Below are 26,317 nucleotides of genomic sequence, written 5' to 3' on the forward strand. Positions count from 1 at the left end.
CCGGTCCGACCCCCGTCCTTCAGAGGAATCGCACCATGAAGCTCAGCCGCCGCACCTCCTGGTTCCTGACCGCCTTCGGCGCCTGGTCGATGATCATTTGGGTGACCTTCGTGAAGAACCTCTGGAAGGACTCCGGCGGCCAGGCCTTCACCGGCGGCGACCACTCCCAGCCGACCGCCTTCTTCTGGGTCCACCTCACCCTCGCGGTGACCTCCTTCGTCCTCGGCGTCCTGGTCGGCCTGGTGGGCGTCCGCGGCCTGCGCGCCGGGCGCGAACGGAGCGTCACCGGCTGATCGGCTGATCGGCCGACCGCATAGCCGCTTCCCGCCCGGACCGCTCGGTGGCCGGCCGTCGGTCCGGCGCGGAGGGCGAACGGACTTGCGAACCGTCCGGCCGGGCTGGCCTGCCCGACGCGAACGCCCGAGGGCCCGTCCGGATCACTCCGGACGGGCCCTCGGGCTTCGGTGCTGCGGGTGGCTCCTAGAAGCGGCGGGTGACCAGGGCCCGCTTCACTTCCTGGATCGCCTTGGTGACCTCGATGCCACGCGGGCAGGCCTCCGAGCAGTTGAAGGTGGTGCGGCAGCGCCACACGCCCTCGCGGTCGTTCAGGATCTCCAGCCGCTGCTCCGCACCCTCGTCGCGCGAGTCGAAGATGAAGCGGTGCGCGTTGACGATCGCGGCCGGGCCGAAGTACTGGCCGTCGTTCCAGAAGACCGGGCAGGACGACGTGCACGCGGCGCACAGGATGCACTTGGTGGTGTCGTCGAAGCGCTCGCGGTCCTCGGCGGACTGCAGGCGCTCGCGCGTCGGGTCGTTCCCGTTGGTGATCAGGAACGGCATGACGTCCTTGTACGCCTGGAAGAACGGGTCCATGTCGACGATCAGGTCCTTGAGGACCGTGAGGCCCTTGATGGCCTCGATGGTGATCGGCTTCTCGGGGTTGACGTCCTTGATCAGGGTCTTGCAGGCCAGACGGTTGCGGCCGTTGATCCGCATCGCGTCCGAGCCGCAGATTCCGTGGGCGCAGGAACGGCGGTAGGTCAGGGTGCCGTCCTGCTCCCACTTGACCTTGTTCAGCGCGTCCAGGACGCGCTCCTTCGGGTCCAGGGTGAGCTGGTAGTCCACCCACACCGGCTCCGGGTGCTCCTCCGGGTTGAACCGGCGGATGCGCAGGGTCACGGTGATCAGCTGGACGCCGCCCGCCTCGGCCGCGTCCAGAGCGGCCGAGTGCTGCTCCACAGTCGGAGTGCTCATCAGTACTTACGCTCCATCGGCTGGTAGCGGGTGGTGACGACCGGCTTGTAGTCGAGGCGGATGGAGGTGGTGCCGTCCTCGGCGACCTCCTGGTACGCCATGGTGTGCTGCATGAACTTCACGTCGTCACGGGTCGGGAAGTCCTCGCGGTAGTGGCCGCCGCGCGACTCCTCGCGGGCCAGCGCGGAGACCGCCAGCACCTCGGCCAGGTCGAGCAGGTTGCCCAGCTCGACGGCCTCCAGGAGGTCCGTGTTGTACCGGAAACCCTTGTCCTGGATCGCGACGTGCTTGTACCGCTCACGCAGCGCGGCGATGTCCTCGACGGCCTGCTTCAGGGTCGCCCCGGTGCGGTAGACCATCGCGTTGGTGTCCATGGACTCCTGCAGCTCCTTGCGGATCTGCGCGACGGACTCGGTGCCGGTGGACTCCCGCAGGCCGTCGACCAGCGCCTGGACCTTCTCGGCCGGGTTCTCGGGCAGCTCGGTGAAGCCGACCGTGGACGAGTAGTCGGCGGCGGCGATGCCGGCCCGCTTGCCGAAGACGTTGATGTCCAGCAGCGAGTTGGTGCCCAGGCGGTTGGCGCCGTGCACCGAGACGCAGGCGACCTCGCCGGCCGCGTAGAGGCCGGGGACCACGTCGGTGTTGTTGCGCAGCACCTCGCCCTGGACGTTGGTCGGGATGCCGCCCATCGCGTAGTGCGCGGTGGGCTGGATCGGGATCGGGTCCGTGTAGGGCTCGATGCCGAGGTAGGTGCGCGCGAACTCGGTGATGTCCGGGAGCTTGGCGTCCAGCTGCTCCGGCGGGAGGTGGGTGAGGTCCAGGTAGACGTGGTCGCCGTCCGGACCGCAGCCGCGCCCCTCCCGGAGCTCGGTGTAGATGGCGCGCGAACAGACGTCACGGGACGCGAGGTCCTTCATGACCGGGGCGTAGCGCTCCATGAAGCGCTCGCCGTCCTTGTTGCGCAGGATGCCGCCCTCGCCGCGGGCGCCCTCGGTGAGCAGGATGCCCATCCGCCAGATGCCCGTCGGGTGGAACTGGAAGAACTCCATGTCCTCCAGCGGCAGGCCGCGGCGGTAGACCAGGGCCTGGCCGTCACCGGTGAGGGTGTGGGCGTTGGAGGTGACCTTGAAGAACTTGCCGGTGCCGCCGGAGGCGAAGACGACCGACTTGGCCTGGAAGACGTGGATCTCACCGGTGGCGAGCTCGTAGGCGACGACGCCCGCGGTCCTGCCCTCGTTGATCAGCAGGTCCAGGACGTAGAACTCGTTGAAGAACTCGACGCCGTGCTTGACGCAGTTCTGGAACAGCGTCTGGAGGATCATGTGACCGGTGCGGTCGGCCGCGTAGCAGGAGCGGCGGACGGCCGCCTCGCCGTGGTTGCGGGTGTGGCCGCCGAAGCGGCGCTGGTCGATCCGGCCGGCCTCGGTGCGGGAGAAGGGCAGGCCCATCTTCTCCAGGTCGAGGACGGCGTCGATGGCCTCCTTGCACATGATCTCGGCGGCGTCCTGGTCGACCAGGTAGTCACCACCCTTGACCGTGTCGAAGGTGTGCCACTCCCAGTTGTCCTCCTCGACGTTGGCGAGGGCGGCGCACATGCCGCCCTGGGCCGCGCCGGTGTGGGACCGGGTGGGGTAGAGCTTGGTCAGCACGGCGGTACGGCTGCGCTGGGTCGACTCGATGGCCGCGCGCATGCCGGCGCCGCCCGCGCCGACGATGACTGTGTCGTACTGGTGAATCTGCATGGGGGTCTTAACTCGCCTCTGGCCTCTGCCGATTGCCGATTAGATGCTGTGTCGTCAGATGTTGGGGTCGAAGGTGAAGATCACCAGCGTCCCGAGCAGCACGGTGAACACCGTGGCGGCGCCCATCAGCGTCTTCAGCCAGAACCGGGTGGAGTCCTTCTCGGCGTAGTCGTTGATGACCGTGCGCATGCCGTTGGCGCCGTGCAGCATCGCCAGCCACAGCATCAGCAGGTCCCAGCCCTGCCAGAACGGCGAGGCCCAGCGGCCCGCCACGAAGGCGAAGCCGATCTTGGAGACGCCGCCGTCGAGCACCAGCATGATCAGCAGGTGGCCGAGGATCAGCACGACCAGCACGACACCCGACAGGCGCATGAAGAGCCAGGCGAGCATCTCGAAGTTGGTCCGCGTACGGCGGGGGGTCTTCGCGGTGCGAGTGCGGGGAGGCTCGACCACGAAGGCGTCGGCGGGGTTCCCGGTACCGAGACCCAGGCCGGTGTGGGCCTGGGCGGAGGGAACCACCAGCGAGTCGGTGTAGGTGTAGTCCGTAGGCATGCCGATCACTTCCCGAACCAGTTGGTCAGCGTGTGCTGAAGGATCGGGTAGAAGGCACCGGCCATCAGGACGACCCAGACGCCGAGTACGGACCAGAGCATCTGCTTCTGGTACTTCGGGCCCTTGGACCAGAAGTCGACGGCGACGAGCCGCAGGCCGTTCAGTGCGTGGAACAGGATGGCGGCCACCAGGCCGTACTCCATCAGGTTCACCAGCCACGTCTTGTACGTGGCGATGACGGTGTCGTAGGCCTCGGGTGACACCCGCACGAGGGCGGTGTCGAGGACATGGGCGAACAGGAAGAAGAAGATGAGGACGCCGGTGACTCGATGAGCCACCCAGCTCCACATGCCTTCCCGGCCGCGGTACAGCGTTCCAGCCGGCACGGAAAAACCCTCCGGAAGCGATTGGGGGCTCGGCCGGCTTCGGTGTCGGTCAGCCCGGCCGGTACGGTCCTCCGGCCGCCAGCATCCTATCGACGCGCTGTCGGGAACCGCCTCCGGGGGCCCGAGGTGTGATCAAACAGGCACGAGCGGCCTAATCCGACGGGAACTCGTCACCGTCCGTCATCATCCGACTGCGCTACGGTGGCGGCCCGCCCCGCCGCCGACGACTGCCGAGGCCCCCGTGCCGCTCCGCCCTGCCCGTTGCTTCGCCCTCCGCCCGCTGCTGCGGCCCGCCCTCCGGGTCCGCCCGCGCCGCCGGCCGTCCCCCCTCGCTGCGGCCCGCCCGGCCGCCGCCCTGGCCGGCGCGTTGCTGCTGGCCAGCGGCTGCACCACGGTCGGGGTCTCCGCCGACCGGGTCGCCGAGGGCCGGGCCCTGGCCGCCGCCGAGCTGCGGGCCGCCGCCCTCGCCGACGGGGACCTCGGGCCCGGCTACATCGTGACGGTGATGACTCCCGGTCACGGCGAGACCGGCCCGGCGGACGGCCGGGAGGTCACCGACGTACCTGCCTGCCAGCCCGTCCTGGACGCGGTGACCCCGGCCAACACCGCCGTCGCGGCCGGTCGGGGCGGCTCCCCGACCCCCGCCGGGCCGGACCTCCCGCTCGCCGAGACGGACCTCAGCGTGGCGACCGCGGCCGATCCCAAGGGCAGTGTCTACGCCGGTCTGCTCGCCTACCGCCCCGGCCGGGCAGCGGAGTTGCGCCGGCAGGTGGAGCAGGTGCTGGCGAACTGCGGCAGCTTCACCTCGACCACGGCGACCGGCCACGGGACGGCCGGCGCCCGCAAGGGCGTGCCGGCCAAGCACCGGCTCACCCGGGTCGACACGCCCACCACCGGGGGAGCGGACGCGATGACAGGGTTCACTCTGACGAATGAATCCGGGGGAGTGACCCTCACCCAGCGGGCGGTACTCGCCCGGGTCGGGTCGGTGCTGGCGGTCTTCAGCACGGTGGGCGTAGGCGCGGAGCCGGCCTCCGCACCGGACGAACGGGTCGTCCGGCAGCAGGTGGCCAAGCTCCGCGCCGCCCAGCGCGACGACTGAGGGCCGGGTGGCGGCCCGGTCCTCAGCGCGCCCCGGCCTCGGTGTGGGTGGCGACCAGGTGCTCCAGCCGGGTCAGGGCGATCCGGCGCAGCTCGTCGGCCGCGACCAACCGCTCCTCGTCCGGGTCGTTGGCCAGCCGGGTGCGGACCGAGGTGAGCACGGTGTCGAGCATCTCCTCGGGGGCGATGCCCTCCAGGCAGACCACGAACACGTGACCGAACCGGGCCTCGTACGCCGCATGTGCCGCCCGCAGTGCGGTGTGCGCGGCCTGGCTGCCGGGAGCGCGCATGCCGAGCAGCGGCTGCGGCATCCAGCTCTCGTCGGCCAGCGCCTCGGCCAGGTCGGCCGGGCGCAGATCGTAGGAGGCCTCGCTCGCGGCGGCGAGCAGGGACCCTATGTCGGGGTACGGCCGGTGCGCGGTGAGCCGCAGTGCCCACCGGTGGCTGCCGCAGCAGGCGAGCAGGGCCTCCTCGGCGGCACCGGCGTCGGCCTCGTTGAAGCGGTGCAGCCCGAGCAGCGCCGGCTCCGTCTGGGGGCTCCCCTGGACGAGAGCCGGGGGAAGGTCGAGCCGCTGTGGCGGGACGTCGCTGGCCAGCGGGTCCTCCTCGTGAGGGCGGGAAGGGGCGGCGCGGTGGGAGTGTGAAAGGGAGCCGCGCCGTACAGGGGTGCGGGCAATCCTGCCGATGAATCGGTGCTCGGTGGTCGCGCGGGACTGTGCCGTCGGTGCGGGGCACGGGTGAAGTATGGGCCGGTCCGGGCGGTTCCGGGGGTCGGCCGGGCAGCGGCACAACGGTAGTTGAGCAGTCATCAGTTGGGGAGAGCGCGCGCGGAATTCACCCGATCGAGCTATCAAGTTGTGACGTTGACAGCTTTGCGTCAGTCCCCGTGGCCGCCTGATGTGCTACTTCGCCCGGCACGGTCCCGGGGTGCGCCGGCCCGGGGAAGCTGCCGCCGGGCCGGCCGTCACCCCTTCGGGTCACCTCGCGCAGCGGGTGCCGGCGGCCGGCGGGACGCCGTTCACCAGGTACGCCTCCAGGGCGGCGTCGATGCAGCCGTTGTCCTTGCCGAAGGCGCCGTGGCCCTCACCCTCCCGGGTGAGCAGGGTGGCGTCGGCGAACCCCTTGGCCAGGCTCTCGGCGGCCGCGTACGGGGTGGCCGGGTCGCCGGTGGTGCCGACCACCAGGATCGGGGCGCTGCCCTCGGCCCGGACGGTGTGCGGGGTCTCGGTGGTCCGGTAGGGCCAGGCCGCGCAGGCGGGGGTGCTGTAGTCCTCGGCGGCGGTGCCCTTGCTGACCAGCGGCGCCTGCTCGCGCAGCTGCCCGAGGACCTGCTGGATCCGCTCCGCGGAGGGTGCGGGCGGCGCGCTGTCGGCGCAGCGGATGGCTCGTCCGGCGTCCTCCAGGGTGGTGTAGTGCCCCTTCTCGTCGCGGCCGTTGTAGTTGTCGGCCGAGGCCAGCAGGAAGTCGCCCTTGCCGCCGGCCATCGCCCAGCCGAGGGCCCGGCGCAGCTGCTGCCAGGCGGTCGTCCCGTCGCCGTAGAGGTAGCTGATGGCGCCGGTCCAGCCGAGGTCGCTGGTGAGGCGGCGGCCGTCCTTGGCGGTCAGCGGGTGCTCCCGCAGGCCGTCCAGGAAGTCGGCGGCCTTCCTGGCGGCCTGGTCGGGCGAGCTGCCGAGCGGGCAGTCCTCGGGGTGGTTGCGGACGCAGTCGACGGCGAAGCGCTCCAGGGACTTCTCGAAGCCGGCCGCCTGGTTGACGCTCTGGTCCAGCTTGTCGGCGGCCGGGTCGACGGCGCCGTCCAGCACCAGGCGGCCGGTGTTGGCGGGGAACTCCTCGGCGTACAGCGAGCCGAGGTAGGTGCCGTAGGAGATGCCCAGGTAGTTGAGCTTGCGGTCGCCCAGGGCCTCGCGCAGGACGTCGAGGTCCCGGGCGGTGTTGCGGGTGCCGACGAAGGGCAGCAGCTTGCCGGAGCGGGCCTGGCAGGCGGCGGCGAAGTCGGCGGCCCGCTTCGCGCGGTCGGCCTGGCGGGCCTGCGGGTCCTGCGGCTCGTCGGTGGAGTTGAGCGCGTCGCGGTCCTTGTCGTCCAGGCAGTTGACGGGGGCGCTGCCGCCGACGCCGCGCGGGTCGAAGCCGACCACGTCGAAGCGGTCGTGCAGGGCGCCCTCGAAGCGGTCGGCGCCGAACCTGACCATGTCGACGCCGGACTCGCCGGGGCCGCCGGGGTTGACCACGAGCGAGCCGATCCGCTGCTCGGGCCTGGCGGCGGGCAGCCGCAGCAGGGCGACGTCGATCGCGTCGGCGCCGGGGTGCGCGTAGTCGAGCGGGACGTGCAGCCTGGCGCACTGCATGGCCGAGGTGTCGACGTTCTTGGCGCGCGGGTCGTCGGGGCAGCCGGCCCAGGTGACCCGCTGGTCGTAGAACGGCCCCAGCGCCGGGTCGGCCGCGCCGGTGGGCCCGGCGGCCGGGGCGGGGCTCGCGGCGGCGGTGGCCGCCGTCGCGGGGCCGGTCGTGGCGGGGACGGCGCCGCGCGGCTGCGGGTGGCCGTCGCACGCGGTGAGCAGCAGCGCGCCGGCCGCGAGGCAGGCGGCCAGCAGGCGCGGACGGGTGGCCCGGGGAGTTCTCATCGCACAGGTGTACCAGTTGATGATCATGTGATGAATCCGCTCGTCGGCCCCCCGGGCGGCGTCCGGCCGGGTCAGGCCCGGTGGACCTTGTGGTTGGCGGCCTGGGCGCGCGGGCGCACCACCAGCAGGTCGATGTTCACGTGCGGCGGCCTGGTGACCGCCCAGGCGATGGTGTCGGCGACGTCGTCCGAGGTCAGCGGCTCCGCGACACCGGCGTAGACGGCGGCGGCCTTCTCCTCGTCGCCGCGGAACCGGGTCACCGCGAAGCCCTCGGACTTCACCATCCCGGGCGCGATCTCGATCACCCGGACCGGCTCCCCGCACAGCTCCAGCCGCAGGGTGGCCGCGATGGTGTGCGCCGCGTGCTTGGCGGCCACGTAGCCGCCGCCGCCCTCGTAGGCCGTCAGCGCCGCGGTGGAGGAGAGGATCAGCACGGTGCCGTCGCCGGTGGCCCGCAGGGCCGGCAGCAGCGCCTGGGTCACGTGCAGCACGCCCAGTACGTTGACCTGGTACATGGCCAGCCAGTCGGCCGGGTCGCCGGCCTCGACCGACTCGGCGCCGACCGCGCCGCCGGCGTTGTTGACCAGGACGTCCACCCGGCCGAGCTCCGCCGCGAAGGCGTCCACGGCGGGCCGGTCGGTCACGTCCAGGGTGATCGCGCGGGCCGAGCCGCCGTGCTCGGCGATCTCCTTGGCCAGTGCCTCGATCCGCTCGGTGCGGCGGGCCGTCAGCACCACCTCGAAGCCCTCGGCGGCCAGCCGGCGGGCGGTCGCCGCGCCGATCCCGCTGCTGGCGCCGGTGACCACGGCCACCTTCTGCTCGGTCATAGCCGCTCCTTCGTGGGGGCGGCCGGCAGGGGCTGCCGGCCGGAGTGGGCCGGCCACCCGTGGTGGGGCCGCCGGCGAGGCTTGGACGTTCATCCGATCATCTCAAAGTGTTCGCACCCGCCGGAGTGGGCCGGCCACCCGTCCCGGCGGGCGGCGCGCCCGGGTCGGTTCCGTCCGCGTCACCCGGGCACCGCACCGCCCCGCGGACTACATTGCGAAGGGTCGGACGCCCACCGGGCGGCGCCGCCGCGCGCCACCCTCGGCCCGAGGAGACCCCATGGCAGCCGAGCCCCGCCGCACCGAGTCGGGCCTGCCCGTCGAGCCCGTCTACGGCCCCGAGGCGCTCCGGGGCTGGGACCCGGCCGAGCGGCTCGGCGAGCCCGGCGCGTACCCCTACACCCGCGGCGTCCACTCCTCGATGTACACCGGACGGCCCTGGACGATGCGCCAGTACGCCGGCTTCGGCACCGCCGCCGAGTCCAACGCCAGGTACCGGCAACTGATCGCCGGCGGCGGCACCGGCCTCTCGGTCGCCTTCGACCTGCCGACCCAGATGGGCTACGACTCCGACGCCGCGCTCTCGGCCGGCGAGGTCGGCAAGGTGGGCGTGGCCGTGGACAGCGTCGAGGACATGGCCGTCCTGTTCGGCGGGATCCCGTTGGACGAGGTCTCCACCTCGATGACCATCAACGCGCCCGCGGCGCTGCTGCTTCTGCTCTACCGGCTCGTCGGCGAGTCCCAGGGGGTGGCGCCCGCCCGGCTCACCGGCACGATCCAGAACGACGTGCTGAAGGAGTACATCGCCCGCGGGACGTACATCTTCCCGCCGAAGCCCTCGCTGCGGCTGGTCGCGGACGTGTTCCGGTACTGCCGGGCCGAGATCCCGAGGTGGAACACCATCTCGATCTCCGGCTACCACATGGCCGAGGCCGGGGCGGATCCCGCGCAGGAGATCGCCTTCACCCTCGCCAACGGCATCGAGTACGTCCGTACCGCGCTGGCCGCCGGGATGGCCGTGGACGACTTCGCGCCCCGGCTCTCCTTCTTCTTCGTCTCCCGCACCACGCTGCTGGAGGAGGTCGCCAAGTTCCGGGCCGCGCGGCGGATCTGGGCCCGGGTGATGCGCGAGGAGTTCGGCGCCAGGGACCCGCGTTCGCAGATGCTGCGGTTCCACACCCAGACCGCCGGGGTGCAGCTGACCGCCCAGCAGCCCGAGGTCAACCTCGTCCGGGTCTCCGTGCAGGCGCTGGCCGCCGTCCTCGGCGGTACCCAGTCGCTGCACACCAACAGCTTCGACGAGGCGATCGCGCTGCCCACCGAGAAGGCCGCCCGGCTGGCCCTGCGGACCCAGCAGGTGCTGGCGTACGAGACGGACGTCACCGCCACCGTCGACCCCTTCGCCGGCTCCTACGCGGTCGAGCGGATGACCGACGAGGTCGAGGCCCTCGCGCTCGGGCTGATGCGCCGGGTGGAGGAGCTGGGCGGCGCGGTCGCCGCGATCGAGCGGGGCCACCAGAAGGCCGAGATCGAGCGCACCGCCTACCGCGTCCAGCAGGACACCGACGCCGGCCGGCGCACCGTGGTCGGCGTCAACCGGTTCCGGCTGGACGCCGAGGAGCCCTACCGGCCGCTGCGGGTGGACCCGGCGGTGGAGGGCCGGCAGTGCGCCCGGCTCGCCGCGCTCCGGGCCGGGCGCGACCGCTCGGCCGTCGAGCGGTCGCTGGGTGCGCTGCGCCGGGCCGCCGAGGGGACGGACAACGTGCTTCCGCCGATGAAGGAGGCGCTGGCGGCCCGCGCGACCGTCGGCGAGGTCTGCGACGCCCTGCGCGAGGTGTGGGGCACCTACGCGCCGGTCGAGCGATTCTGACGTCGCGTCACTCGTTCGGGTGGCCGGCCACCGAGGTCGAAACAGCCGGTACACCCGGTCGTCATGTGCGGGCGGCAGGCTGAGCTGCGGCCGTGTCCGTCCGGGCGGGCGTTCGTTGCACAGGACAGTGATCACCCGGGAAGGCGACTGAAACGAGATGTCATACCCAGCTGCGCGGGCGGTATGCGCCCATCCGGGGACTTCTTCGGGGGAAGTCAGGCCAAATCCCCCACACGGGCCTACCCTTGTTGAGGTGAACGATCCTCGGACCGCCCAACAGGCCACTCTCGCTGCCGCCCGCCCCGCCGACCTGCGCACCCGGGTACGCGCCTTCGAGGCAGAGCTGATCGCGTTCCGTCGCGACCTGCACCGGCACCCCGAGCTGGGCCGCCAGGAGTTCCGCACCACCGGGCTGCTGCACGACCGCCTGGTCGCCGCGGGCCTGGAGCCCCGGGTGCTGCCCGGTGGCACCGGGATGACCGTCGACATCGTCCCGCCGGGCACGCCGGCCGGCATGCCGTTCCTGGCCTTCCGGGCCGACATCGACGCCCTGCCGATCGACGACGCCAAGACGGACGTGACCTACCGCTCCACCGTGCCCGGCCGGGCCCACGCCTGCGGGCACGACGTGCACACCTCCATCGTGCTGGGCACCGCCCTGGTGCTGGCGGCCGCGGCCCGCAACGGTGACCTGCGCCGGCCCGTACGGCTGTTCTTCCAGCCCGCGGAGGAGGTGATGCCCGGCGGTGCGCTGGACGTCATCAAGGCCGGCGGGATGGACAACGTCGGCCGGATCTTCGCGGTGCACTGCGACCCCAAGGTCACCGTCGGCCGGATCGGCCTGAAGGTCGGCGCGATCACCTCCGCCTGCGACCGGCTGGTGCTGCACCTGGACGGCCCCGGCGGCCACACCGCCCGGCCGCACCTGACCACCGACCTGGTCACCGCGATCGCCCGGATGGCCGCCGACCTGCCGGCCGTGTTCGCCCGCCGGATGGACCCGCGCTGGGGCGTCAGCCTGGTCTGGGGCCGGATCGCCTCCGGGTCCGCCGCGAACGTCATCCCGCAGCACGCCGAGCTGGAGGGCACCGTCCGCTGCCTGGAGCTGCCGGGCTGGCGCGAGGCCCCGGACCTGCTGCACGAGCTCATCGCCAAGATGGCCGAGACGCACCGAGCCAAGTGGACGCTGGACTATCACCGCGGGGTGCCGCCGGTGGTGAACGAGGCCGTCTCGATCGCCGAGCTGGAGGCGGCGATGACCGCCCGCTTCGGCTCCGCCGGGCAGGTGGTCGAGGAGACCGAGCAGAGCCTCGGCGGCGAGGACTTCTCCTGGTACCTGGAGCACGCCCCCGGCGCGCTGGCCCGGCTCGGCGTCCGGGCTCCCGGTGACAGCTCGGTCCGCGACCTCCACCAGGGCCGTTTCGACGTGGACGAGCGGGCGATCGGGATCGGCGTCGAGCTGTTCGCCGCGCTGGCCCTGGAGCACAGCGAGGTCTGAGCCGCGGCGGGGCCGGAGTCACGGCGCCGCCTGCTCCGACGAGGGGCCCCGGGTCGAACCCGGGGCCTTCTCCTTGTTCTTGCCCTTGTCCTGTTCCGGCCCTTGTCCTGTTCTTGTCCTTGCCGGCCCCCGGACGGCCCCTCCGGCCGGCTTCTCCCGCCGTCGCCGGCCCCGGCGCCCGCGCAGGCTCCGGCCCCGGACAGTGGCCGTCGGGTGACTCCGCGCCGATCCGGATGCCCCGAGATGCCCGCCTTCGACCCTCATTCCTGCACGGATCCGACCGGATTTGTCGTGATCCGCTCCGATTTGGTTTGGATGTGGGCTCCTGGCCCGTAACACTGGAGGCGGATATTGGATTCGCACCCTCGGGTGGCACGGTTTGATAACAACCCGGATGCCCGAACGAGCCGTAACACAACCGTGTTCTACGCGCGTTACGGTGGCGTCCGACCACGCTAAACGGGTGCGTGTGAGAAGGAGATACTCCCTTGCGCCGTTCTACTAAGCTCGCCGCGGTTGTGCTCTCGGGTTCCCTGGGCATTGCCTCGCTCGCCGCTTGCGGCGCAAAGAGCACCGACGACACGACCGCCTCCGCCGGCGCCTCCGGCGACTCCGGCATCAAGGTCGGCATGGCCTACGACATCGGTGGCCGCGGTGACCAGTCGTTCAACGACTCCGCCGCGCGCGGTCTCGACAAGGCCAAGGCCGACCTGGGTGTCCAGATCACCGAGGCCGACGCCAAGACCGGCGAGGCCGAGGCCGACAAGGAGACCCGGCTGAAGAGCCTGGTCACCGGCGGCTACAACCCGATCATCGCGGTGGGCTTCGTCTACCAGTCCGCGGTCGAGAAGGTCGCCAAGGACAACCCGAACGTCAAGTTCGCGATCATCGACTCGGCCTCCTCCACCCAGCCGGCCAACGTCACCTCGCTGACGTTCTCCGAGCAGGAGGGCTCCTACCTGGCCGGCGTCGCCGCCGCCAACAAGAGCAAGGCGAAGCACGTCGGCTTCATCGGCGGCGTGCAGTCCGAGCTGATCAAGAAGTTCGAGGCCGGCTACGTGGCGGGTGCCAAGTCCGTCGACCCGAACATCAAGGTCGAGACGACCTACCTGACCACCCCGCCGGACTTCTCCGGCTTCTCCTCGCCCGACAAGGGCAAGGAGGCCGCCCAGGGCCAGCTCGACAAGGGCGCGGACGTCATCTACGCGGCGGCCGGCTCCTCCGGCAGCGGCTCGATCGAGGCCGTCTCCAACAAGCCGGGCACCTGGGCCATCGGTGTCGACTCCGACCAGGCCAGCCAGCCGGCCCTGTCGAAGTACAAGAACGTCATCCTCACCTCCATGGTGAAGAACGTGGACACCGCGGTGTACACCTACATCAAGTCGATCAAGGACAACGCGCCGCTCACCGGTGTGAAGAACTTCGACCTGAAGGCCCAGGGCGTCTCGCTCGCCACCACCGGCGGCCACATCGACGACATCAAGGCCAAGCTGGACGCCGCGACCACGGCGATCACCAGCGGCGCCACCACCGTCCCGACCGCCCCGTAAGGCGCGCGGAACAAGACGTCGGTACCGCTGCCGCCTGCCGGGCAGCGGGATGATTGACGCAGCATCAGGGAGGGGCCCGGCCGGGTGCGCTCAGCGCGTACCCCCGGGCCCCGTCCCGTCCCCCCATGAACTTTTGGCCCTCCAGCGCAACGACGCGCCTCCAGACCACCAGGAGACCGCCATCACCGCTTCCGACCCCGCCCTGAGCAAGGGCGGCACCCCCAGCGCGGGGACGGCGACACCGGCCGTCGAACTGCGCGGCATCACCAAGCGCTTCCCCGGCGTCGTGGCCAACCACGACATCGACATCACCGTGCGACGAGGCACCGTGCACGCCCTGATGGGCGAGAACGGCGCCGGCAAGTCCACCCTGATGAAGATCCTTTACGGGATGCAGCGCCCCGACGAGGGCACCATCGCCGTCGACGGCGAGCTCGTGGAGTTCGCCACCCCCGGCGACGCCATCGCCCGTGGCATCGGCATGGTCCACCAGCACTTCATGCTCGCGGACAACCTCACCGTCTGGGAGAACGTGGTTCTCGGCGGCGAGAAGCTGCACGGCATAGGAGGCAAGGCCAAGGCGAAGATCCGCGAGATCTCCGACCAGTACGGCCTGGGCGTGCGCCCGGACGCGCTGGTCGAGGACCTCGGCGTCGCCGACCGCCAGCGGGTCGAGATCCTCAAGGTGCTCTACCGCGGCGCCCGGATCCTGATCCTGGACGAGCCCACCGCCGTCCTGGTGCCGCAGGAGGTCGAGGCGCTCTTCGCCAACCTGCGCGAGCTCAAGGCCGAGGGCGTCACCGTCATCTTCATCTCGCACAAGCTGCACGAGGTGCTCTCGGTGGCCGACGCGATCAGCGTCATCCGCCGCGGCACCACGGTCGGCGACGCGGACCCGAAGACCGTGACGGCCCGCCAGCTCGCCGAGATGATGGTCGGTACCGAGCTGCCCTCCCCGGAGAGCCGCGCGTCCACCGTCACCGAGGACGAGATGCTGCGCGTCGAGGGCCTGCGGATCGCCAAGGCGGACGCCGAGGGCATCGAGCGCGTCGTGCTGGACGACATCACGCTGCGGATCCGCAAGGGCGAGATCCTCGGCATCGCCGGTGTCGAGGGCAACGGCCAGGCCGAACTGGTCGAGGCCGTGATGGGGATGCTCCCGCTGGACGCCGGCACCGTCGCGCTGGACGGCAAGGACCTCACCGGCACCCTGACCCGGGCCCGCCGCGAGGCCGGCATCGGCTACATCCCCGAGGACCGCCACCGGCACGGCCTGCTGCTGGAGGCCCCGCTCTGGGAGAACCGCATCCTCGGGCACGTCACCGAGGCGCCGAACTCCAAGGGCCCGCTGCTCGACGCGGCCGGCGCCCGCAAGGACACCCTGCGGATCGTCCAGGAGTACGACGTCCGTACCCCGGGCATCGAGGTCACCGCGGCCTCCCTCTCCGGCGGCAACCAGCAGAAGCTGATCATCGGCCGCGAGATGAGCCACCACCCCAAGCTGCTGATCGCCGCCCATCCCACCCGCGGGGTGGACGTCGGCGCGCAGGCGCAGATCTGGGAGCAGATCCGCTCCGCCCAGCGGGAGGGTCTGGCCGTCCTGCTGATCTCCGCCGACCTGGACGAGCTGATCGGCCTCTCCGACACCATCCGGGTGATCTACCGCGGCCGGCTGGTCGCGGACGCCGACCCGGCCACCGTGACCGCCGAGGACCTGGGCACCGCGATGACCGGCGCCGCCGCGGGCCACATCGAGTCGGAGCCCGAGGCCGTGGCCGAGGACCGCGCGCTCGCCGCCGAGGGCACCGAGGCCGAGTCCGGCGACGCCCTGCCGGGCACCACGGACGCGACCACCGAGACCGCCGAAGACCCGCAGGCGGGGGAGTAACCCATGACCAGTTCCCACTCCGCCGACGACGGCAAGCCCGCCGACGGCACCTCCGCCGAAGGCGCGTTCGCCGACGGCCCGCCCTCCGGCGGCAGCTCGGCCCCGAGCGCGCCCGGCCAGGGCGGCGCGCCGGCCCCGGCGAAGCCCACGGCCGCCAAGCGCTTCGACGGCGAGCGGATCGCGCTCGGCCTCGCCGCCCCGGTGCTGGCCGTGCTGCTCTCGCTGGTGCTCTGCTCGATCCTGCTGCTGATCTCCGGCAAGAACCCGTTCGACGCCTTCGACGTGATGCTGACCTACGGCACCAAGTCGGACGGCCAGGTGCTGACCCTCAACCGGGCCACCGTCTACTACCTGGCCGCGGCGGCCGCCGCCTTCGGCTTCCGGATGAACCTCTTCAACATCGGTGTCGAGGGCCAGTACCGGATCGCGGCGCTGTTCGCCGCCTACGTCGGCGGCCAGATGGACCTGCCCGCCGTCATCCAGATCCCGCTGCTGCTGATCACCGCCATGCTGGTCGGTGGCCTCTGGGCCAGCATCGCCGGCCTGCTCAAGGTCTACCGGGGCGTCAGCGAGGTCATCTCGACCATCATGCTGAACGCCATCGCCAGCGCGGTGGTGGGTCTGCTGCTCGTCCCCGGCATCTTCGCGCCGGAGAAGGGCACCACCACCAACAGCATCCAGACGAACCCGGTCTCGGCCTCCAGCCACTTCTTCTCGATCGAGACGGCCGGCGGCACGCTCTGGGGCTTCATCGTGATCGCGGTGATCGTCGGTGTCCTGTTCCAGTTCACCCTGAACCGCACCCGCTTCGGCTTCGACCTGCGCGCCACCGGCCGCTCGGAGAGCGCCGCCACCGCGTCGGGCGTCAACGTCAAGCGCATGGTGCTGATCAGCATGGCGGTCTCCGGCGCGCTGGCCGGCCTGATCGGCCTGCCCGACCTGCTGCAGAACTCCTTCTACTACGGTCAGAGCTTCCAGGCCGGCCTCGGCTTCACCGGCATCGCGGTCGCCCTGCTCGGCCGCAACAGCCCGATCGGGATGGTCTTCTCGGCGCTGCTGTTCGCCTTCCTGGACGTCAGCGGCACCCAGCTGCCGCTGCCGCAGAACGGGGCCTTCCCGTTCGAGATCGTCCAGGTCATGCAGGGAACCATCGTCATCTGCGTCGTCGTCGCCTACGAGTTGGTGCGCCGTTACGGCCTCAAGCGCCAGCAGCAGAAGGTGGGCGCCGAACTCGCCGCGCTGGCCGCGTCGACCGCCAAGAAGGAGGTGTCCGCATGAGCACCGCAACCGCCGCTCGCGCGAAGACGCCGGGCAGCGCGCCCGCCAAGAAGCGCAAGCTGTCCCTGCCGGTGGTGCTGCTGCTGATCGCGGGCGCCACGATCCTGTTCTCCGCGGTGGGGATGGCGACGGGCAACCACAGCCTCACCTCCTCCGGGCAGATCGCGGCGGCGCTCGGCGCCGCCGTGCCGATCGGCATGGCCGGTCTGGGCGGTCTCTGGTCCGAGCGGGCCGGCGTGGTCAACATCGGCCTCGAAGGCATGATGATCGCCGGCACCTTCTGCGGCGCCTGGGGCGGCTACCTGGTCAGCCCCTGGTTCGGCCTGGTGGCGGGCATGCTGGGCGGCGCGCTCGGTGGTCTGCTGCACGCCGTGGTCACGGTGACCTTCGGCGTGGACCACATCGTGTCCGGTGTCGGCGTCAACCTGCTGATCCCCGGGATCTGCGCGTACGTCAACAAGATCTATTACAAGGACTACATCCCGTTCGGCGCCGGCGCCAACCAGTCGCCGCCCGCGGATCCGCTGCCGTACATCACCATCCCGGGGCTCTCCACCGGGCTGAAGAACATCGAGAACCACCACTGGTTCGTGGTGTCCGACGTGGCCGGTGTGCTCGGCGGCCTGGTCACCAACCTCTCGGTGGTCGTGGTCCTGGCGGCGGCGCTGATCGTGGCCAGCTACTTCGTCCTCTGGCGGACGGTGTTCGGCCTGCGGCTGCGCTCCTGCGGCGAGAACCCGACGGCGTCCGAGTCGCTGGGCGTCAACGTCTACAAGTACAAGTACATCGCGGTGATCGCCTCGGGTGCCTTCGCGGGCCTCGGCGGTGCGTACCTCTCGCTGGTCGCGGCGCACTTCTACAAGGACGGCCAGACGCTCGGCCGAGGCTTCATCGGCCTCGCCGCGATGATCTTCGGCAACTGGATGCCGGGCGGCCTGGCCATCGGCGCCGGCCTGTTCGGCTTCACCGACAGCCTCCAGCTGCGCGACCCGGAGTCGGTGCACGTGCTGATCCTGGTGGTCTCGCTCGCCATGGGCCTGTTCGCCCTGTGGCAGCTCTACCGCCGCACGTACCTCGCCGCCGCGATCAGCTTCGTGGTGGCCGGCGGCCTCGGCGCCTGGTACGCGCTGACCGACCAGGTGCAGCGTCCGCTGATCGTCGCCACGCCGTACGTGATCACCCTCGTGGTGCTCGCGCTGGCCTCGCAGCGGCTGCGGCCGCCGAAGGCCGACGGCCAGATCTACCGCAAGGGGCAGGGCAAGTGACGCCCGCTCCGACGGTCGACTGGGAGGCGCTGCGCGCTGTGGCCCGCGAGGCGATGGGCCACGCGTACGCCCCGTACAGCAAGTTCCCGGTCGGCGCGGCGGCCCTGGTGGACGACGGACGGACGGTCAGCGGCTGCAACGTGGAGAACGCCTCGTACGGGCTCGGCCTCTGCGCCGAGTGCGGCCTGGTCTCCGCGCTGCAGGCCTCCGGCGGCGGCCGGCTGGTGGCCTTCACCTGCGTGGACGGCGCCGGCGAGCTGCTGATGCCGTGCGGGCGCTGCCGCCAGCTGCTGTACGAGCACGGCGGGCCCGAACTGCTGGTCGACCTGCCCTCGGGCCGTCGGCCGATGAGCGAGGTGCTCCCCGACGCGTTCGGGCCCGAGCGCCTGTAGGTCTTGCGAGCGGCTCTGGCCGTTCCGTTTGTTACGCGCGTAGAGTGTCGCGAGAGGCTGTGTGAACCAGTCGGCTCGCGGCACTCTTCGCTTTTTCCGACCCTCCTGGAGAACCCCATGGACGCCCCCTCCGTCATCAGGACCAAGCGCGACAGCGGCGAGCTGACCGATCCCCAGATCGACTGGGTGATCGACGCCTACACCCGCGGCGAGGTCGCCGACGAGCAGATGTCCGCGCTGGCGATGGCGATCCTGCTCAACGGCATGAACCTGCGCGAGATCAGCCGCTGGACCGACGCGATGATCCGCTCCGGCGTCCGGATGGACTTCTCCGCCCTGGGCGTGCCGACCTCCGACAAGCACTCCACCGGCGGCGTCGGCGACAAGATCACCCTGCCGCTCGCCCCGCTGGTCGCCGCCTGCGGCGCCGCCGTCCCGCAGCTCTCCGGCCGCGGCCTCGGCCACACCGGCGGCACCCTCGACAAGCTGGAGTCCATCCCCGGCTGGCGGGCGCTGCTCTCCAACGACGAGATGATGACCGTGCTGCGCGACGCCGGCGCCGTCATCTGCGCGGCCGGCGACGGCCTGGCCCCCGCCGACAAGAAGCTGTACGCGCTGCGCGACGTCACCGGCACGGTCGAGGCGATCCCGCTGATCGCCAGCTCGATCATGTCCAAGAAGATCGCCGAGGGCACCGGCGCGCTCGTCCTGGACGTCAAGGTCGGCTCCGGGGCCTTCATGAAGAACCTCTCCGACGCCCAGGAGCTCGCCCGCACCATGGTCGGCCTCGGCAAGGCGGCCGGCGTCAACACCGTCGCCCTGCTCACCGACATGTCGACCCCGCTCGGCCTGACCGCCGGCAACGCGCTGGAGGTCCGCGAGTCGGTCGAGGTGCTCGCCGGCGGCGGCCCCGCCGACGTGGTCGAGCTGACGATCGCGCTGGCCCGCGAGATGCTCGCCGCCGCCGGCGTCCACGGCAAGGACCCGGCCGACGCCCTGCGCGACGGCTCCGCGATGGACCACTGGCGCCGCATGATCAGCGCCCAGGGCGGCGACGTCGACGCCCCGCTGCCGGTCGCCCGCGAGCAGCACGTGATCACCGCCTCCTCCTCCGGCATCCTCACCGCCCTCGACGCCTACGCCGTCGGCGTCTGCGCCTGGCGCCTCGGCGCCGGCCGCGCCCGCAAGGAGGACCCGGTGCAGGCCGGCGCCGGCGTGGAGATGCACGCCAAGCCCGGCGACCCGATCGTGGCCGGCCAGCCGCTGCTCACCCTGCACACCGACACCCCCGAGCGCTACGAGTACGCCATCGAGGCGCTGGCCGGCGGCATCGTGGTCGACCCGGCGGGCACGCCGTTCACGGCGAAGCCGATCGTGCTGGACCGGATCGCGTAACCGCCCTCCGAGATGTGGCCGGGCCCCGCCGACGCGATCGGCGGGGCCCGGCCGCCTCACCAGGAGTGCCACAGTTCGCCGTGGCGGTGGCGGGCGGGTTCGACAACGGCCTCCTCGAAGGCGGCCGGCAGCAGGATCTCCCGTAGCCGGAGCCGGGTTTCTGCCGGGCGCCGCGCTCGGCGAGATCGGCGCAACGGCCCAGTCGGGCGCTGTCGCGGAAGGCGTTGCCGTAGCAGTGGATCTCCAGGCTCAGCCGGATCCGCTCCGGGGTCGGCCGCCGGCCTTCGGCCCGTGCCTGCGCCAGGTGTGCGGTGCTGTACCGCAGAGTGCGCAGGGCGGCGCGGCGCCAGGGCTCGCTCCGGCGACGCTGGCGCCAGCACACCGCTGTCGACGGGCCGGTACGGGATGTGACTGATCGTGCGGGACATGGCGCTCCGTAGCCCGCCAGGTGGGTCCTGGCGTAACTGGCGGAAGCCGTGCGGGCCACGGGCTCGCAGACGCATGGTGGCCATGGATCCGTGCATCCGCCCGTCCGGTCAGGCGTAGGTGCGCAGGACGCCGGTGTCCAGGGACCAGGGCCCGACTGTCACGGTGTCACCGAAGGCGAACTCCGTGCGGGAGGTGTACCCGGGTTCGTCGTGGACGATCCCGGTGCCCTTGCGGGGCCCGGGATCGGGAAGGTCGAGATCGCCGAGGGCGGGATCGTCCTGACGCTGTCACCGGTCAGGCTTCATGAACTGGCCGTACTGCGGATCGCACGGCAGCTCAACGCCCAACTCCCGGACACCCACCCCGGGTACATCGCCCACGGCGGCGCCGACCTCGAAGACGCGGGGCTCGGCATACTGCGGAATCCAGACCTGCGGCAGCTGGTCGGCGATCCCGCGCAACCGGGCGAACACAGCAGGATCGATGCTCATGCCCGGAGTGTAGTGACGGCCGCACCCCGCCGGGCCTGGACCGCCTGCCGGGTGGCGTACAGCGTGACGCCGGCGGCGAGGGTCATCGCGCCGAGGCCGACGGCGGCGGCGCCGTCCCAGCCGACCGAGTGGTAGGCGTCGGCGCCGACGGTGCCGCCGAGGCTGTTCCCCAGGTAGTAGGCGATCAGGTAGAGCGCCGAGGCCTGGGCGCGGCCGTGGGTGGCGGTGCGGCCGACCGAGCTGGAGGCGGTGGCATGGCCGGCGAAGAAGCCGCCGGTGATCAGCACCAGGCCGAGCAGCGCCCCGACCAGCGAGTTGTTCAGCGAGAGCAGCAGGCCGGTGGCGGTGACGCCGATCGCCACGTACAGGGCGCCGCGGCGGCCGAGCCGGCCGGAGAGCCGGCCGGCGGCGGCCGAGGTGGCGGTGCCGACCAGGTAGACCACGAAGATCGAGGCGGCCAGCGACTGCGGCAGGCCGAAGGGCTCGGCGGTCAGCCGGTACCCGACGGTGTTGTAGACGGCGCCGAAGACCGCCATGAAGAGCATCCCCAGCGCGTACAGCCGGACCAGCAGCGGGTTGCGCAGGTGCGCGCCGACGGTGCGGGCGAGCGCGCGGGCGTCCACCGGCGCGGGGCGGAAGTGGCGGGCGGCCGGGATCAGCAGCCGGAAGGCCAGCGCGGCGAGCAGGGCCAGCGCGGCGGAGGCGGCCAGGCCCCAGCGCCAGCCCCAGGCGGCGCCGGCCCAGCCGGAGACCAGCCGGCCGCCCATGCCGCCGATGCTGTTGCCCGCCACGTACAGGCCCATCGCGGAGGCCAGCGCGCTCGGGTGGATCTCCTCGGCGAGGTAGGCCATCGCGGTGGCGGGGAGTCCGGCGAGGGCGGCGCCCTGGAGGACGCGCAGGATCACCAGGGTGCTCAGGTCGGGGGCGAACGGCAGGGCCATGGCCAGCGCGGAGGCGGCCAGCATGGAGGCCGTCATCACGGCGGTGCGCCCGTACCGGTCGGAGAGCGCGCTGGCCGGCAGCAGCGCCAGCGCCAGGCCGAGGGTGGCCGCCGACGCCGTCCAACTGGCGTGGCCCGGGGTGAGGTTCAGGTCGGCTGAGAGGATCGGCAGCAGGCCCTGGGTGGAGTACAGCAGCACGAAGGTCGCGACGCCGGCGGCGAACAGGGCCAGGTTGGCACGGCGGAAGGCGCGGTCGCCGGGGCGGTGGCGGCGGTCGGGGCCGACCGCGGGGCCGGGGGTCTTGGTGGCGGGGGCTTCGGTGGCAGGGGACGACTGGGTGAGGGCACCCGGCGGCACGGTGGCCGCGGATGCCCCGGTACTGGCGGGTGACATGACACGACCGTAGGACCGCACCGACTGATGCGTCCAATACATGATTGACTCGAAACCCATACGTACGGGCATGAGTCGAGGTGGCGGGGGCGGCGGCCGCCGCCGGGGAGCGGGAACGGGTGACGGACGGCACCGAGCAGTCGGGGGAGCGGGCCGCGGGAGGGTCGCCCGGTGGGCTGATCGGGGAGTTGCCGGTGGAGCTGCCGATCCGGCTCGCCGAGCTGGGGCCGGAGGCGGCGGTGGCTCAGCTGGCGCCCAGGCTGGCGCAGTTCGCGGCGGTCGCCCGGCTGGAGCACGTGACCCGGGCGGCCCAGCTGCTGGGGATGCCGCAGCCGACGCTGTCGCGGGCGGTGGCCCGGCTGGAGGAGGAGCTGGGGGTGGACCTGCTGGCCCGTCAGGGGCGCACCGTCCGGCTGACCAGGGCCGGCCGGCTGCTGCTGGGCTCGGTCGAGCGGGCCCTCGCCGAGCTGGAGCGCGGCGCGGAGGCGGCCCGGGCGGAGGCGGACCTGGCGAGCGGCCGGGTGGCGTTCGGGTTCCTGCACACCATGGGGACGGACGCGGTGCCGGCCCTGCTGCGCGGGTTCCGGGCGGTGCAGCCGCAGATCCGGTTCCAGCTGGTGCAGGACTACACGGCGGCGATGCTGGAGCGGCTGCGCGCCGGCGAGCTGGACCTCTGCCTGGTCTCCCCGCTGCCGGACGCGCCGGACCTGACGGCCCGCCCGCTGGACGAGCAGCGGCTGGCACTGGTCGTCCCGGACGGGCACCGGCTGGCGGGGCGGCGGCGGATCCGACTGTCGGAGGTGGCGCGGGAGCCGTTCGTGGCGGTGGAGCGCGGGTACGGGCTGCGGGCGATCACGGACGGGTTCTGCGCGGAGGCCGGGTTCGTGCCGAGGCTCGCCTTCGAGGGGGAGGACGCCGAGACGCTGCGCGGGCTGGTGGCGGCCGGGCTGGGGGTGGCGCTGCTGCCGCCGGCCCTGGTGGCCCGGCCGGGGGTGGTCGAGCTGGAGGTGACGGCGCCGCGGACCCGGCGGGCGATCGGACTGGCCTGGGCGGCGGGCCGGCCGCTGACGCCTCCGGTGGCGGCCTTCCGGGACTTCGTGCTGTCGCGGCGGGGGCGGCTGCTGGAACACGACTGAGCCGGGCGGGCCGGCGGCCCGGCCTGTGGAGGCCGGGCCGGGCCGGGCAGCAGGCGGGCCGGGGCGGTGGCGGCCGCGCAGGTCACGGGCCGGCCGGGAGGGGGCCCTTCGGTGGAATCCCGGTGCCGGTTCTTCGCCGGGTGTGATTCGTGCTAGGGAATCTACGCGCGTAGGGGCTACACTCCCGCAATGGAGAAGCAGATCCCCGTGACCGCGGGCACCACCGGCCCCCGCATCCCCACTCCCGACCAGATCGCGCGCGCGCCCAAGGTGCTGCTGCACGACCACCTCGACGGCGGGCTGCGGCCCGAGACCATCGTCGAGCTGGCGGCGGCCTGCGGCTACGAAGGGCTCCCCACCACCGACCCGGCCAAGCTCGGCCTCTGGTTCCGCGAGGCCGCCGACTCCGGCTCCCTCGTGCGCTACCTGGAGACCTTCGCGCACACCTGCGCCGTGATGCAGACCCGCGAGGCGCTGGTCAAGGTCGCCGCCGACTGCGCCGAGGACCTCGCGGCCGACGGCGTCGTCTACGCCGAGGTCAGGTACGCCCCCGAGCAGCACCTGGAGGGCGGGCTCACCCTCGACCAGGTCGTCGAGGCCGTCAACGAGGGCTTCCGGCTCGGCGAGGCCAACGCCCGCGTGGCCGGCCACCGGATCCGGGTCGGCACCCTGCTGACCGCCATGCGGCACGCCGCCCGCTCGCAGGAGATCGCCGAGCTGGCCAACCGCTTCCGCGACCACGGCGTGGTCGGCTTCGACATCGCCGGCGCCGAGGCGGGCCACCCGCCGACCCGCCACCAGGGCGCCTTCGACTACCTCAAGGGCGAGAACAACCACTTCACCATCCACGCCGGCGAGGCCTTCGGCCTGCCGTCCATCTGGGAGGCGCTGCAGTGCTGCGGCGCCGACCGGCTCGGCCACGGCGTGCGGATCATCGACGACATCACGGTGAACGAGGACGGCGGCGTCGAGCTCGGCCGCCTCGCCGCGTACGTGCGCGACAAGCGCGTCCCGCTGGAGATGTGCCCGACCTCCAACCTGCAGACCGCGGCCGCCACCTCGTACGCGGAGCACCCGATCGGGCTGCTCAGCCGGCTGAAGTTCCGGGTCACCGTCAACACCGACAACCGGCTGATGAGCGGTACCAGCATGAGCCAGGAGTTCGGGCACCTGGTGGAGGCCTTCGGCTACACCCTGGGCGACATGGAGTGGTTCACGGTGAACGCGATGAAGTCCGCGTTCCTGCCCTTCGACGAGCGGCTCGCGATGATCAACGATGTGATCAAGCCGGGTTACGCCGAGCTCAAGGCGGAGTGGCTGTTCAGCGTGGGTGGCTGAGCCCTCGGCGGTGGCCGCGGTCCGATGGGCGCCCTCCCGAGCGGGATCGGCGCTCATCGGACAACTGGGCCGTGTGAGTGAAGCGGCTTTGATCCGCATGCGACGGAGTCACTACGGTGTGCCAGTCGTTGCTGACACGGTGTGGCGGCGGGTGCCGTCCTACGCGCCCGGACGGCTGCCACCGACGAGGACTCAAGGGGACCAACTCATGAAGCAGGCCACTCTCAAGGCCGCCGGCGTCGCCGCTCTCGGCGTCGCGATGGCCGCGGCCGCCGCCGGCACCGCATCCGCCGCCCCCGCCGCCACGGGCGGGCTCGGCACCCCCGTCGGCGCGCTCACCAACCCCGCCCTGACCGGCGCCGCGACCAACGCCGTCAGCAGCCTGCCGGGCGGCGACCGGGTCGCCAGCACCGTCGGCACCCTCGCCCCGAGCGCCGGCCAGGCCGTTCCGGCCGACGCCGCGCCCGCCCCCCGCGCCGGCCTGCCGGCCGTCCCCGGCCTCAGCAGCACCCCGGTCGGCGGCCTCACCGGCGCGCTCGGCGGCGCCGGCCTGCCCGGCCTCGGCGGCTGACCCGGCACCGACCACCTGTCGCACGGCCGGGCCCGGCCGACCGCTGACGCGGACAGGCCCGCGGGCCCCGGAACTCCCGGGGCCCGCGGGCCTGTCCGCGTGCTGACGCGGTTCTGTCCTCCTGCCGCCGGGGGCGCGCGCCGCGCCCTCGGCTCACGGTTCCTGGGGCAGCAGCAGCCAGAGCGCCAGGTAGACCAGGAACTGCGGGCCGGGCAGCAGGCAGGAGAGCACGAACAGCACCCGGACGGTCCACGGGGTCAGGTCGAAGCGCTCGGCGATCCCGGCGCAGACGCCGGCGATGACTCGGTTGTGACGGGGGCGGGCGAGGCGGCTCATGACAGTCTCCGAAGGGTTTCGGCCCGGTGCCGGTCTCTCCGGTGGGCGTGTCTCCATCCTCCGCGGGGCCGGCCGTACGGGCGTCAGCCCCGAAGGCGACCCGGCCCCTGGCATCCCACCGGGGCCCGCGCGGCCGGATCTCGGGGTCGCTCTCAGGGTCGCCCCGGAGGAGCCGTCTGCCCGTCGGCCCGGTGGTGGGGGTGGAGGCCGGCCGGCCTCCGCACAGGCCGGCACCCCGGAGCGGGCGGGGCCGCTCCGGGCACTTCGCGGGTCGTTCGGCTGCCGGGGTGCCGCGCTCCGGGCACTGCCCGCGTGTGGTTCGGCTGCCGGGTGCCGTGTTGCGGGGCCGGTGTTTCAGCGCGTCCGCGGGGCCGGGCGGCCGTACGCGGCGGCGCTCAGCTTGGCGGCTGCCGGCACCGGTGCCGGCACCTGGAGCGGCAGGGGGGCCGGCGCGGGCACGGGCGCCGGGCGGCGCTCCGGCGCGGGCCGGGCGCGGAGCACGGCCCGGGCGGCCGGGACGACCGCGAGGTGGGTGAGCGAGACCCCGGCCACCCCGAGCAGGATGTGGTCGACGTTCAGCACATGGCCGGGAACCCAGGACCCGAGGAACTCCAGGCCGGTGGCCAGCAGCGCCGACACCCCGGCCACCCGCAGGAAGGACGGAAGCCAGGCGGCCCGCACCCGGCCCCGGACGAGCGGCAGCAGCACCCCGAGGGGGGCCAGCAGCAGCAGTTCGCAGGCCACCTGCCAGAGTCCGGCGGCCTCGCCCAGGGCCAGCGCCCGCCGGACGGAGCCGAACGGGGTCAGATTACTGTCGTACACCCAGGCCACCGGCAGCGGCCGCAGCACGAACCAGCCGACCACCATCAGATGGAGCACCAGCGCCGTCAGGCCGGCCGCGCGGAGCGGGCGGGGGACTTCGGCGGCGGACGGCGGAGCCGACCACTGCCGGGTCGGCTCGTTCTCGGTCCGCACTCCGACACGCTCGGCGCGTGTGCTGGTGCCATCTCGCTGCACACCGGGGAGGACGCGGGCCCGGGGCGCCTCGGTTCCCACCGGTCGCGGG

At 72.6% G+C, this 26,317-nt stretch carries 24 protein-coding genes; 13 read left to right on the top strand and 11 right to left on the bottom strand.

Translation table 11 applies throughout. The features are described from left to right. Positions 1-35: 35 nt before the first annotated feature. Entirely contained in the window at positions 36-293 is a 258-nt protein-coding gene (locus OG689_RS24935) for an SCO4848 family membrane protein (RefSeq protein ID WP_266323106.1), read from the top strand. Positions 294-480: 187 nt separating this feature from the next. On the opposite strand, the gene OG689_RS24940 is transcribed toward OG689_RS24935, so the two are convergent. Genes OG689_RS24940 through sdhC form a run of 4 tightly spaced genes read right to left on the bottom strand, consistent with a single transcriptional unit; the run spans position 481 to position 3,934 of the window. Then, positions 481-1,254, bottom strand: coding sequence for a succinate dehydrogenase iron-sulfur subunit (locus OG689_RS24940; RefSeq protein ID WP_190213113.1), 774 nt, complete (start codon positions 1,252-1,254; stop codon positions 481-483). Further along, positions 1,254-2,996, bottom strand: a complete 1,743-nt coding sequence (gene sdhA, locus OG689_RS24945) for a succinate dehydrogenase flavoprotein subunit (protein ID WP_266323107.1) — start codon at positions 2,994-2,996, stop codon at positions 1,254-1,256. Before sdhA ends, OG689_RS24940 begins: the two co-directional genes overlap by 1 nt. A 54-nt stretch (positions 2,997-3,050) precedes the next feature. Further along, on the bottom strand, positions 3,051-3,548 hold the full coding sequence (locus OG689_RS24950) for a succinate dehydrogenase hydrophobic membrane anchor subunit (RefSeq protein ID WP_266323108.1): 498 nt from the start codon (positions 3,546-3,548) through the stop codon (positions 3,051-3,053). Between the two features lie 5 nt (positions 3,549-3,553). Continuing rightward, positions 3,554-3,934, bottom strand: coding sequence for a succinate dehydrogenase, cytochrome b556 subunit (gene sdhC / locus OG689_RS24955; protein WP_073924222.1), 381 nt, complete (start codon positions 3,932-3,934; stop codon positions 3,554-3,556). A 241-nt stretch (positions 3,935-4,175) separates the two neighbouring features. Between sdhC and OG689_RS24960 the strand changes: the two genes are divergently transcribed. After that, the gene (locus OG689_RS24960; protein WP_266323109.1) at positions 4,176-5,036 is read left to right on the top strand and encodes a hypothetical protein; all 861 of its coding nucleotides are present in this window, start codon (positions 4,176-4,178) and stop codon (positions 5,034-5,036) included. A 22-nt stretch (positions 5,037-5,058) separates the two neighbouring features. Here the strand turns inward: OG689_RS24960 and OG689_RS44870 are convergent, their stop codons facing one another. From OG689_RS44870 to OG689_RS24975, 3 genes are all read right to left on the bottom strand, one after another. Further along, positions 5,059-5,844, bottom strand: coding sequence for a 2-oxo-4-hydroxy-4-carboxy-5-ureidoimidazoline decarboxylase (locus tag OG689_RS44870; RefSeq protein WP_323189325.1), 786 nt, complete (start codon positions 5,842-5,844; stop codon positions 5,059-5,061). Between the two features lie 168 nt (positions 5,845-6,012). Next, on the bottom strand, positions 6,013-7,656 hold the full coding sequence (locus OG689_RS24970; protein WP_266323110.1) for an alpha/beta hydrolase: 1,644 nt from the start codon (positions 7,654-7,656) through the stop codon (positions 6,013-6,015). A gap of 71 nt (positions 7,657-7,727) precedes the next feature. Further along, positions 7,728-8,483, bottom strand: a complete 756-nt coding sequence (locus OG689_RS24975; RefSeq protein ID WP_266323111.1) for an SDR family NAD(P)-dependent oxidoreductase — start codon at positions 8,481-8,483, stop codon at positions 7,728-7,730. 277 nt (positions 8,484-8,760) lie between these two features. On the opposite strand from OG689_RS24975, the gene OG689_RS24980 reads away from it, so the two are divergent. The 8 genes from OG689_RS24980 (at position 8,761) to OG689_RS25015 (ending at position 19,616) form a co-directional block, all read left to right on the top strand. Beyond that, complete coding sequence (locus tag OG689_RS24980; RefSeq protein WP_266323112.1) at positions 8,761-10,350, top strand: methylmalonyl-CoA mutase family protein; 1,590 nt, start codon at positions 8,761-8,763, stop codon at positions 10,348-10,350. A gap of 310 nt (positions 10,351-10,660) precedes the next feature. Then, a complete protein-coding gene (locus OG689_RS24985) occupies positions 10,661-11,848 on the top strand; it encodes an amidohydrolase (RefSeq protein WP_266327417.1) in 1,188 nt (395 codons plus the stop codon). Between the two features lie 488 nt (positions 11,849-12,336). Continuing rightward, entirely contained in the window at positions 12,337-13,398 is a 1,062-nt protein-coding gene (locus tag OG689_RS24990; RefSeq protein ID WP_266323113.1) for a BMP family ABC transporter substrate-binding protein, read from the top strand. Between the two features lie 202 nt (positions 13,399-13,600). Then, positions 13,601-15,286 (top strand): ABC transporter ATP-binding protein, encoded by a 1,686-nt coding sequence (locus tag OG689_RS24995; RefSeq protein ID WP_266327418.1) that lies wholly within the window; start codon positions 13,601-13,603, stop codon positions 15,284-15,286. Between the two features lie 3 nt (positions 15,287-15,289). Next, positions 15,290-16,564 (top strand): ABC transporter permease, encoded by a 1,275-nt coding sequence (locus OG689_RS25000; RefSeq protein ID WP_266323114.1) that lies wholly within the window; start codon positions 15,290-15,292, stop codon positions 16,562-16,564. Next, positions 16,561-17,829, top strand: coding sequence for an ABC transporter permease (locus OG689_RS25005; protein WP_266323115.1), 1,269 nt, complete (start codon positions 16,561-16,563; stop codon positions 17,827-17,829). The genes OG689_RS25000 and OG689_RS25005 overlap by 4 nt, the downstream gene beginning before the upstream one ends. Then, positions 17,826-18,221, top strand: a complete 396-nt coding sequence (locus tag OG689_RS25010) for a cytidine deaminase (protein ID WP_191289725.1) — start codon at positions 17,826-17,828, stop codon at positions 18,219-18,221. The genes OG689_RS25005 and OG689_RS25010 overlap by 4 nt, the downstream gene beginning before the upstream one ends. A 117-nt stretch (positions 18,222-18,338) precedes the next feature. Continuing rightward, the gene (locus OG689_RS25015; protein ID WP_266323116.1) at positions 18,339-19,616 is read left to right on the top strand and encodes a thymidine phosphorylase; all 1,278 of its coding nucleotides are present in this window, start codon (positions 18,339-18,341) and stop codon (positions 19,614-19,616) included. 716 nt (positions 19,617-20,332) lie between these two features. On the opposite strand, the gene OG689_RS25020 is transcribed toward OG689_RS25015, so the two are convergent. Both OG689_RS25020 and OG689_RS25025 read right to left on the bottom strand, forming a co-directional pair. Continuing rightward, entirely contained in the window at positions 20,333-20,536 is a 204-nt protein-coding gene (locus tag OG689_RS25020) for a hypothetical protein (RefSeq protein ID WP_266323117.1), read from the bottom strand. After that, positions 20,533-21,870 carry an MFS transporter gene (locus OG689_RS25025; protein ID WP_266323118.1) on the bottom strand — a complete coding sequence of 446 codons (1,338 nt, stop codon included), beginning with the start codon at positions 21,868-21,870 and terminating at the stop codon, positions 20,533-20,535. Before OG689_RS25025 ends, OG689_RS25020 begins: the two co-directional genes overlap by 4 nt. Positions 21,871-22,058: 188 nt before the next feature. On the opposite strand from OG689_RS25025, the gene OG689_RS25030 reads away from it, so the two are divergent. From OG689_RS25030 to OG689_RS25040, 3 genes are all read left to right on the top strand, one after another. Further along, complete coding sequence (locus OG689_RS25030) at positions 22,059-23,006, top strand: LysR family transcriptional regulator (protein WP_266327420.1); 948 nt, start codon at positions 22,059-22,061, stop codon at positions 23,004-23,006. A 189-nt stretch (positions 23,007-23,195) separates the two neighbouring features. Beyond that, entirely contained in the window at positions 23,196-24,344 is a 1,149-nt protein-coding gene (locus OG689_RS25035; protein WP_266323119.1) for an adenosine deaminase, read from the top strand. A 208-nt stretch (positions 24,345-24,552) separates the two neighbouring features. Beyond that, positions 24,553-24,915, top strand: a complete 363-nt coding sequence (locus tag OG689_RS25040) for an ATP-binding protein (RefSeq protein ID WP_266323120.1) — start codon at positions 24,553-24,555, stop codon at positions 24,913-24,915. A 153-nt stretch (positions 24,916-25,068) separates the two neighbouring features. On the opposite strand, the gene OG689_RS25045 is transcribed toward OG689_RS25040, so the two are convergent. Both OG689_RS25045 and OG689_RS25050 read right to left on the bottom strand, forming a co-directional pair. After that, positions 25,069-25,251, bottom strand: coding sequence for a PspC domain-containing protein (locus tag OG689_RS25045; protein ID WP_266323121.1), 183 nt, complete (start codon positions 25,249-25,251; stop codon positions 25,069-25,071). A gap of 354 nt (positions 25,252-25,605) precedes the next feature. Continuing rightward, positions 25,606-26,226, bottom strand: a complete 621-nt coding sequence (locus OG689_RS25050; RefSeq protein WP_266323122.1) for a VanZ family protein — start codon at positions 26,224-26,226, stop codon at positions 25,606-25,608. Positions 26,227-26,317: the final 91 nt, after the last annotated feature.

This window comes from Kitasatospora sp. NBC_00240 (assembly GCF_026342405.1).
Lineage (GTDB): Bacteria > Actinomycetota > Actinomycetes > Streptomycetales > Streptomycetaceae > Kitasatospora.

What these genes read in the sequence shown, in the direction of transcription:
- OG689_RS24935 (WP_266323106.1), top strand. Translation starts at nt 36, where the DNA reads ATGAAGCTCAGCCGCCGCACCTCCTGGTTCCTGACCGCCTTCGGCGCC.
- OG689_RS25000 (WP_266323114.1), top strand. Translation starts at nt 15,290, where the DNA reads ATGACCAGTTCCCACTCCGCCGACGACGGCAAGCCCGCCGACGGCACC.
- OG689_RS25005 (WP_266323115.1), top strand. Translation starts at nt 16,561, where the DNA reads ATGAGCACCGCAACCGCCGCTCGCGCGAAGACGCCGGGCAGCGCGCCC.
- OG689_RS25015 (WP_266323116.1), top strand. Translation starts at nt 18,339, where the DNA reads ATGGACGCCCCCTCCGTCATCAGGACCAAGCGCGACAGCGGCGAGCTG.
- sdhA (WP_266323107.1), bottom strand. Translation starts at nt 2,996, where the DNA reads ATGCAGATTCACCAGTACGACACAGTCATCGTCGGCGCGGGCGGCGCC.
- OG689_RS24980 (WP_266323112.1), top strand. Translation starts at nt 8,761, where the DNA reads ATGGCAGCCGAGCCCCGCCGCACCGAGTCGGGCCTGCCCGTCGAGCCC.
- OG689_RS25045 (WP_266323121.1), bottom strand. Translation starts at nt 25,251, where the DNA reads ATGAGCCGCCTCGCCCGCCCCCGTCACAACCGAGTCATCGCCGGCGTC.
- OG689_RS25040 (WP_266323120.1), top strand. Translation starts at nt 24,553, where the DNA reads ATGAAGCAGGCCACTCTCAAGGCCGCCGGCGTCGCCGCTCTCGGCGTC.
- OG689_RS25025 (WP_266323118.1), bottom strand. Translation starts at nt 21,870, where the DNA reads ATGTCACCCGCCAGTACCGGGGCATCCGCGGCCACCGTGCCGCCGGGT.
- OG689_RS44870 (WP_323189325.1), bottom strand. Translation starts at nt 5,844, where the DNA reads ATGACTGCTCAACTACCGTTGTGCCGCTGCCCGGCCGACCCCCGGAAC.
- OG689_RS25020 (WP_266323117.1), bottom strand. Translation starts at nt 20,536, where the DNA reads ATGAGCATCGATCCTGCTGTGTTCGCCCGGTTGCGCGGGATCGCCGAC.
- OG689_RS24970 (WP_266323110.1), bottom strand. Translation starts at nt 7,656, where the DNA reads ATGAGAACTCCCCGGGCCACCCGTCCGCGCCTGCTGGCCGCCTGCCTC.
- OG689_RS24950 (WP_266323108.1), bottom strand. Translation starts at nt 3,548, where the DNA reads ATGCCTACGGACTACACCTACACCGACTCGCTGGTGGTTCCCTCCGCC.
- OG689_RS24975 (WP_266323111.1), bottom strand. Translation starts at nt 8,483, where the DNA reads ATGACCGAGCAGAAGGTGGCCGTGGTCACCGGCGCCAGCAGCGGGATC.
- OG689_RS24940 (WP_190213113.1), bottom strand. Translation starts at nt 1,254, where the DNA reads ATGAGCACTCCGACTGTGGAGCAGCACTCGGCCGCTCTGGACGCGGCC.
- OG689_RS25035 (WP_266323119.1), top strand. Translation starts at nt 23,196, where the DNA reads ATGGAGAAGCAGATCCCCGTGACCGCGGGCACCACCGGCCCCCGCATC.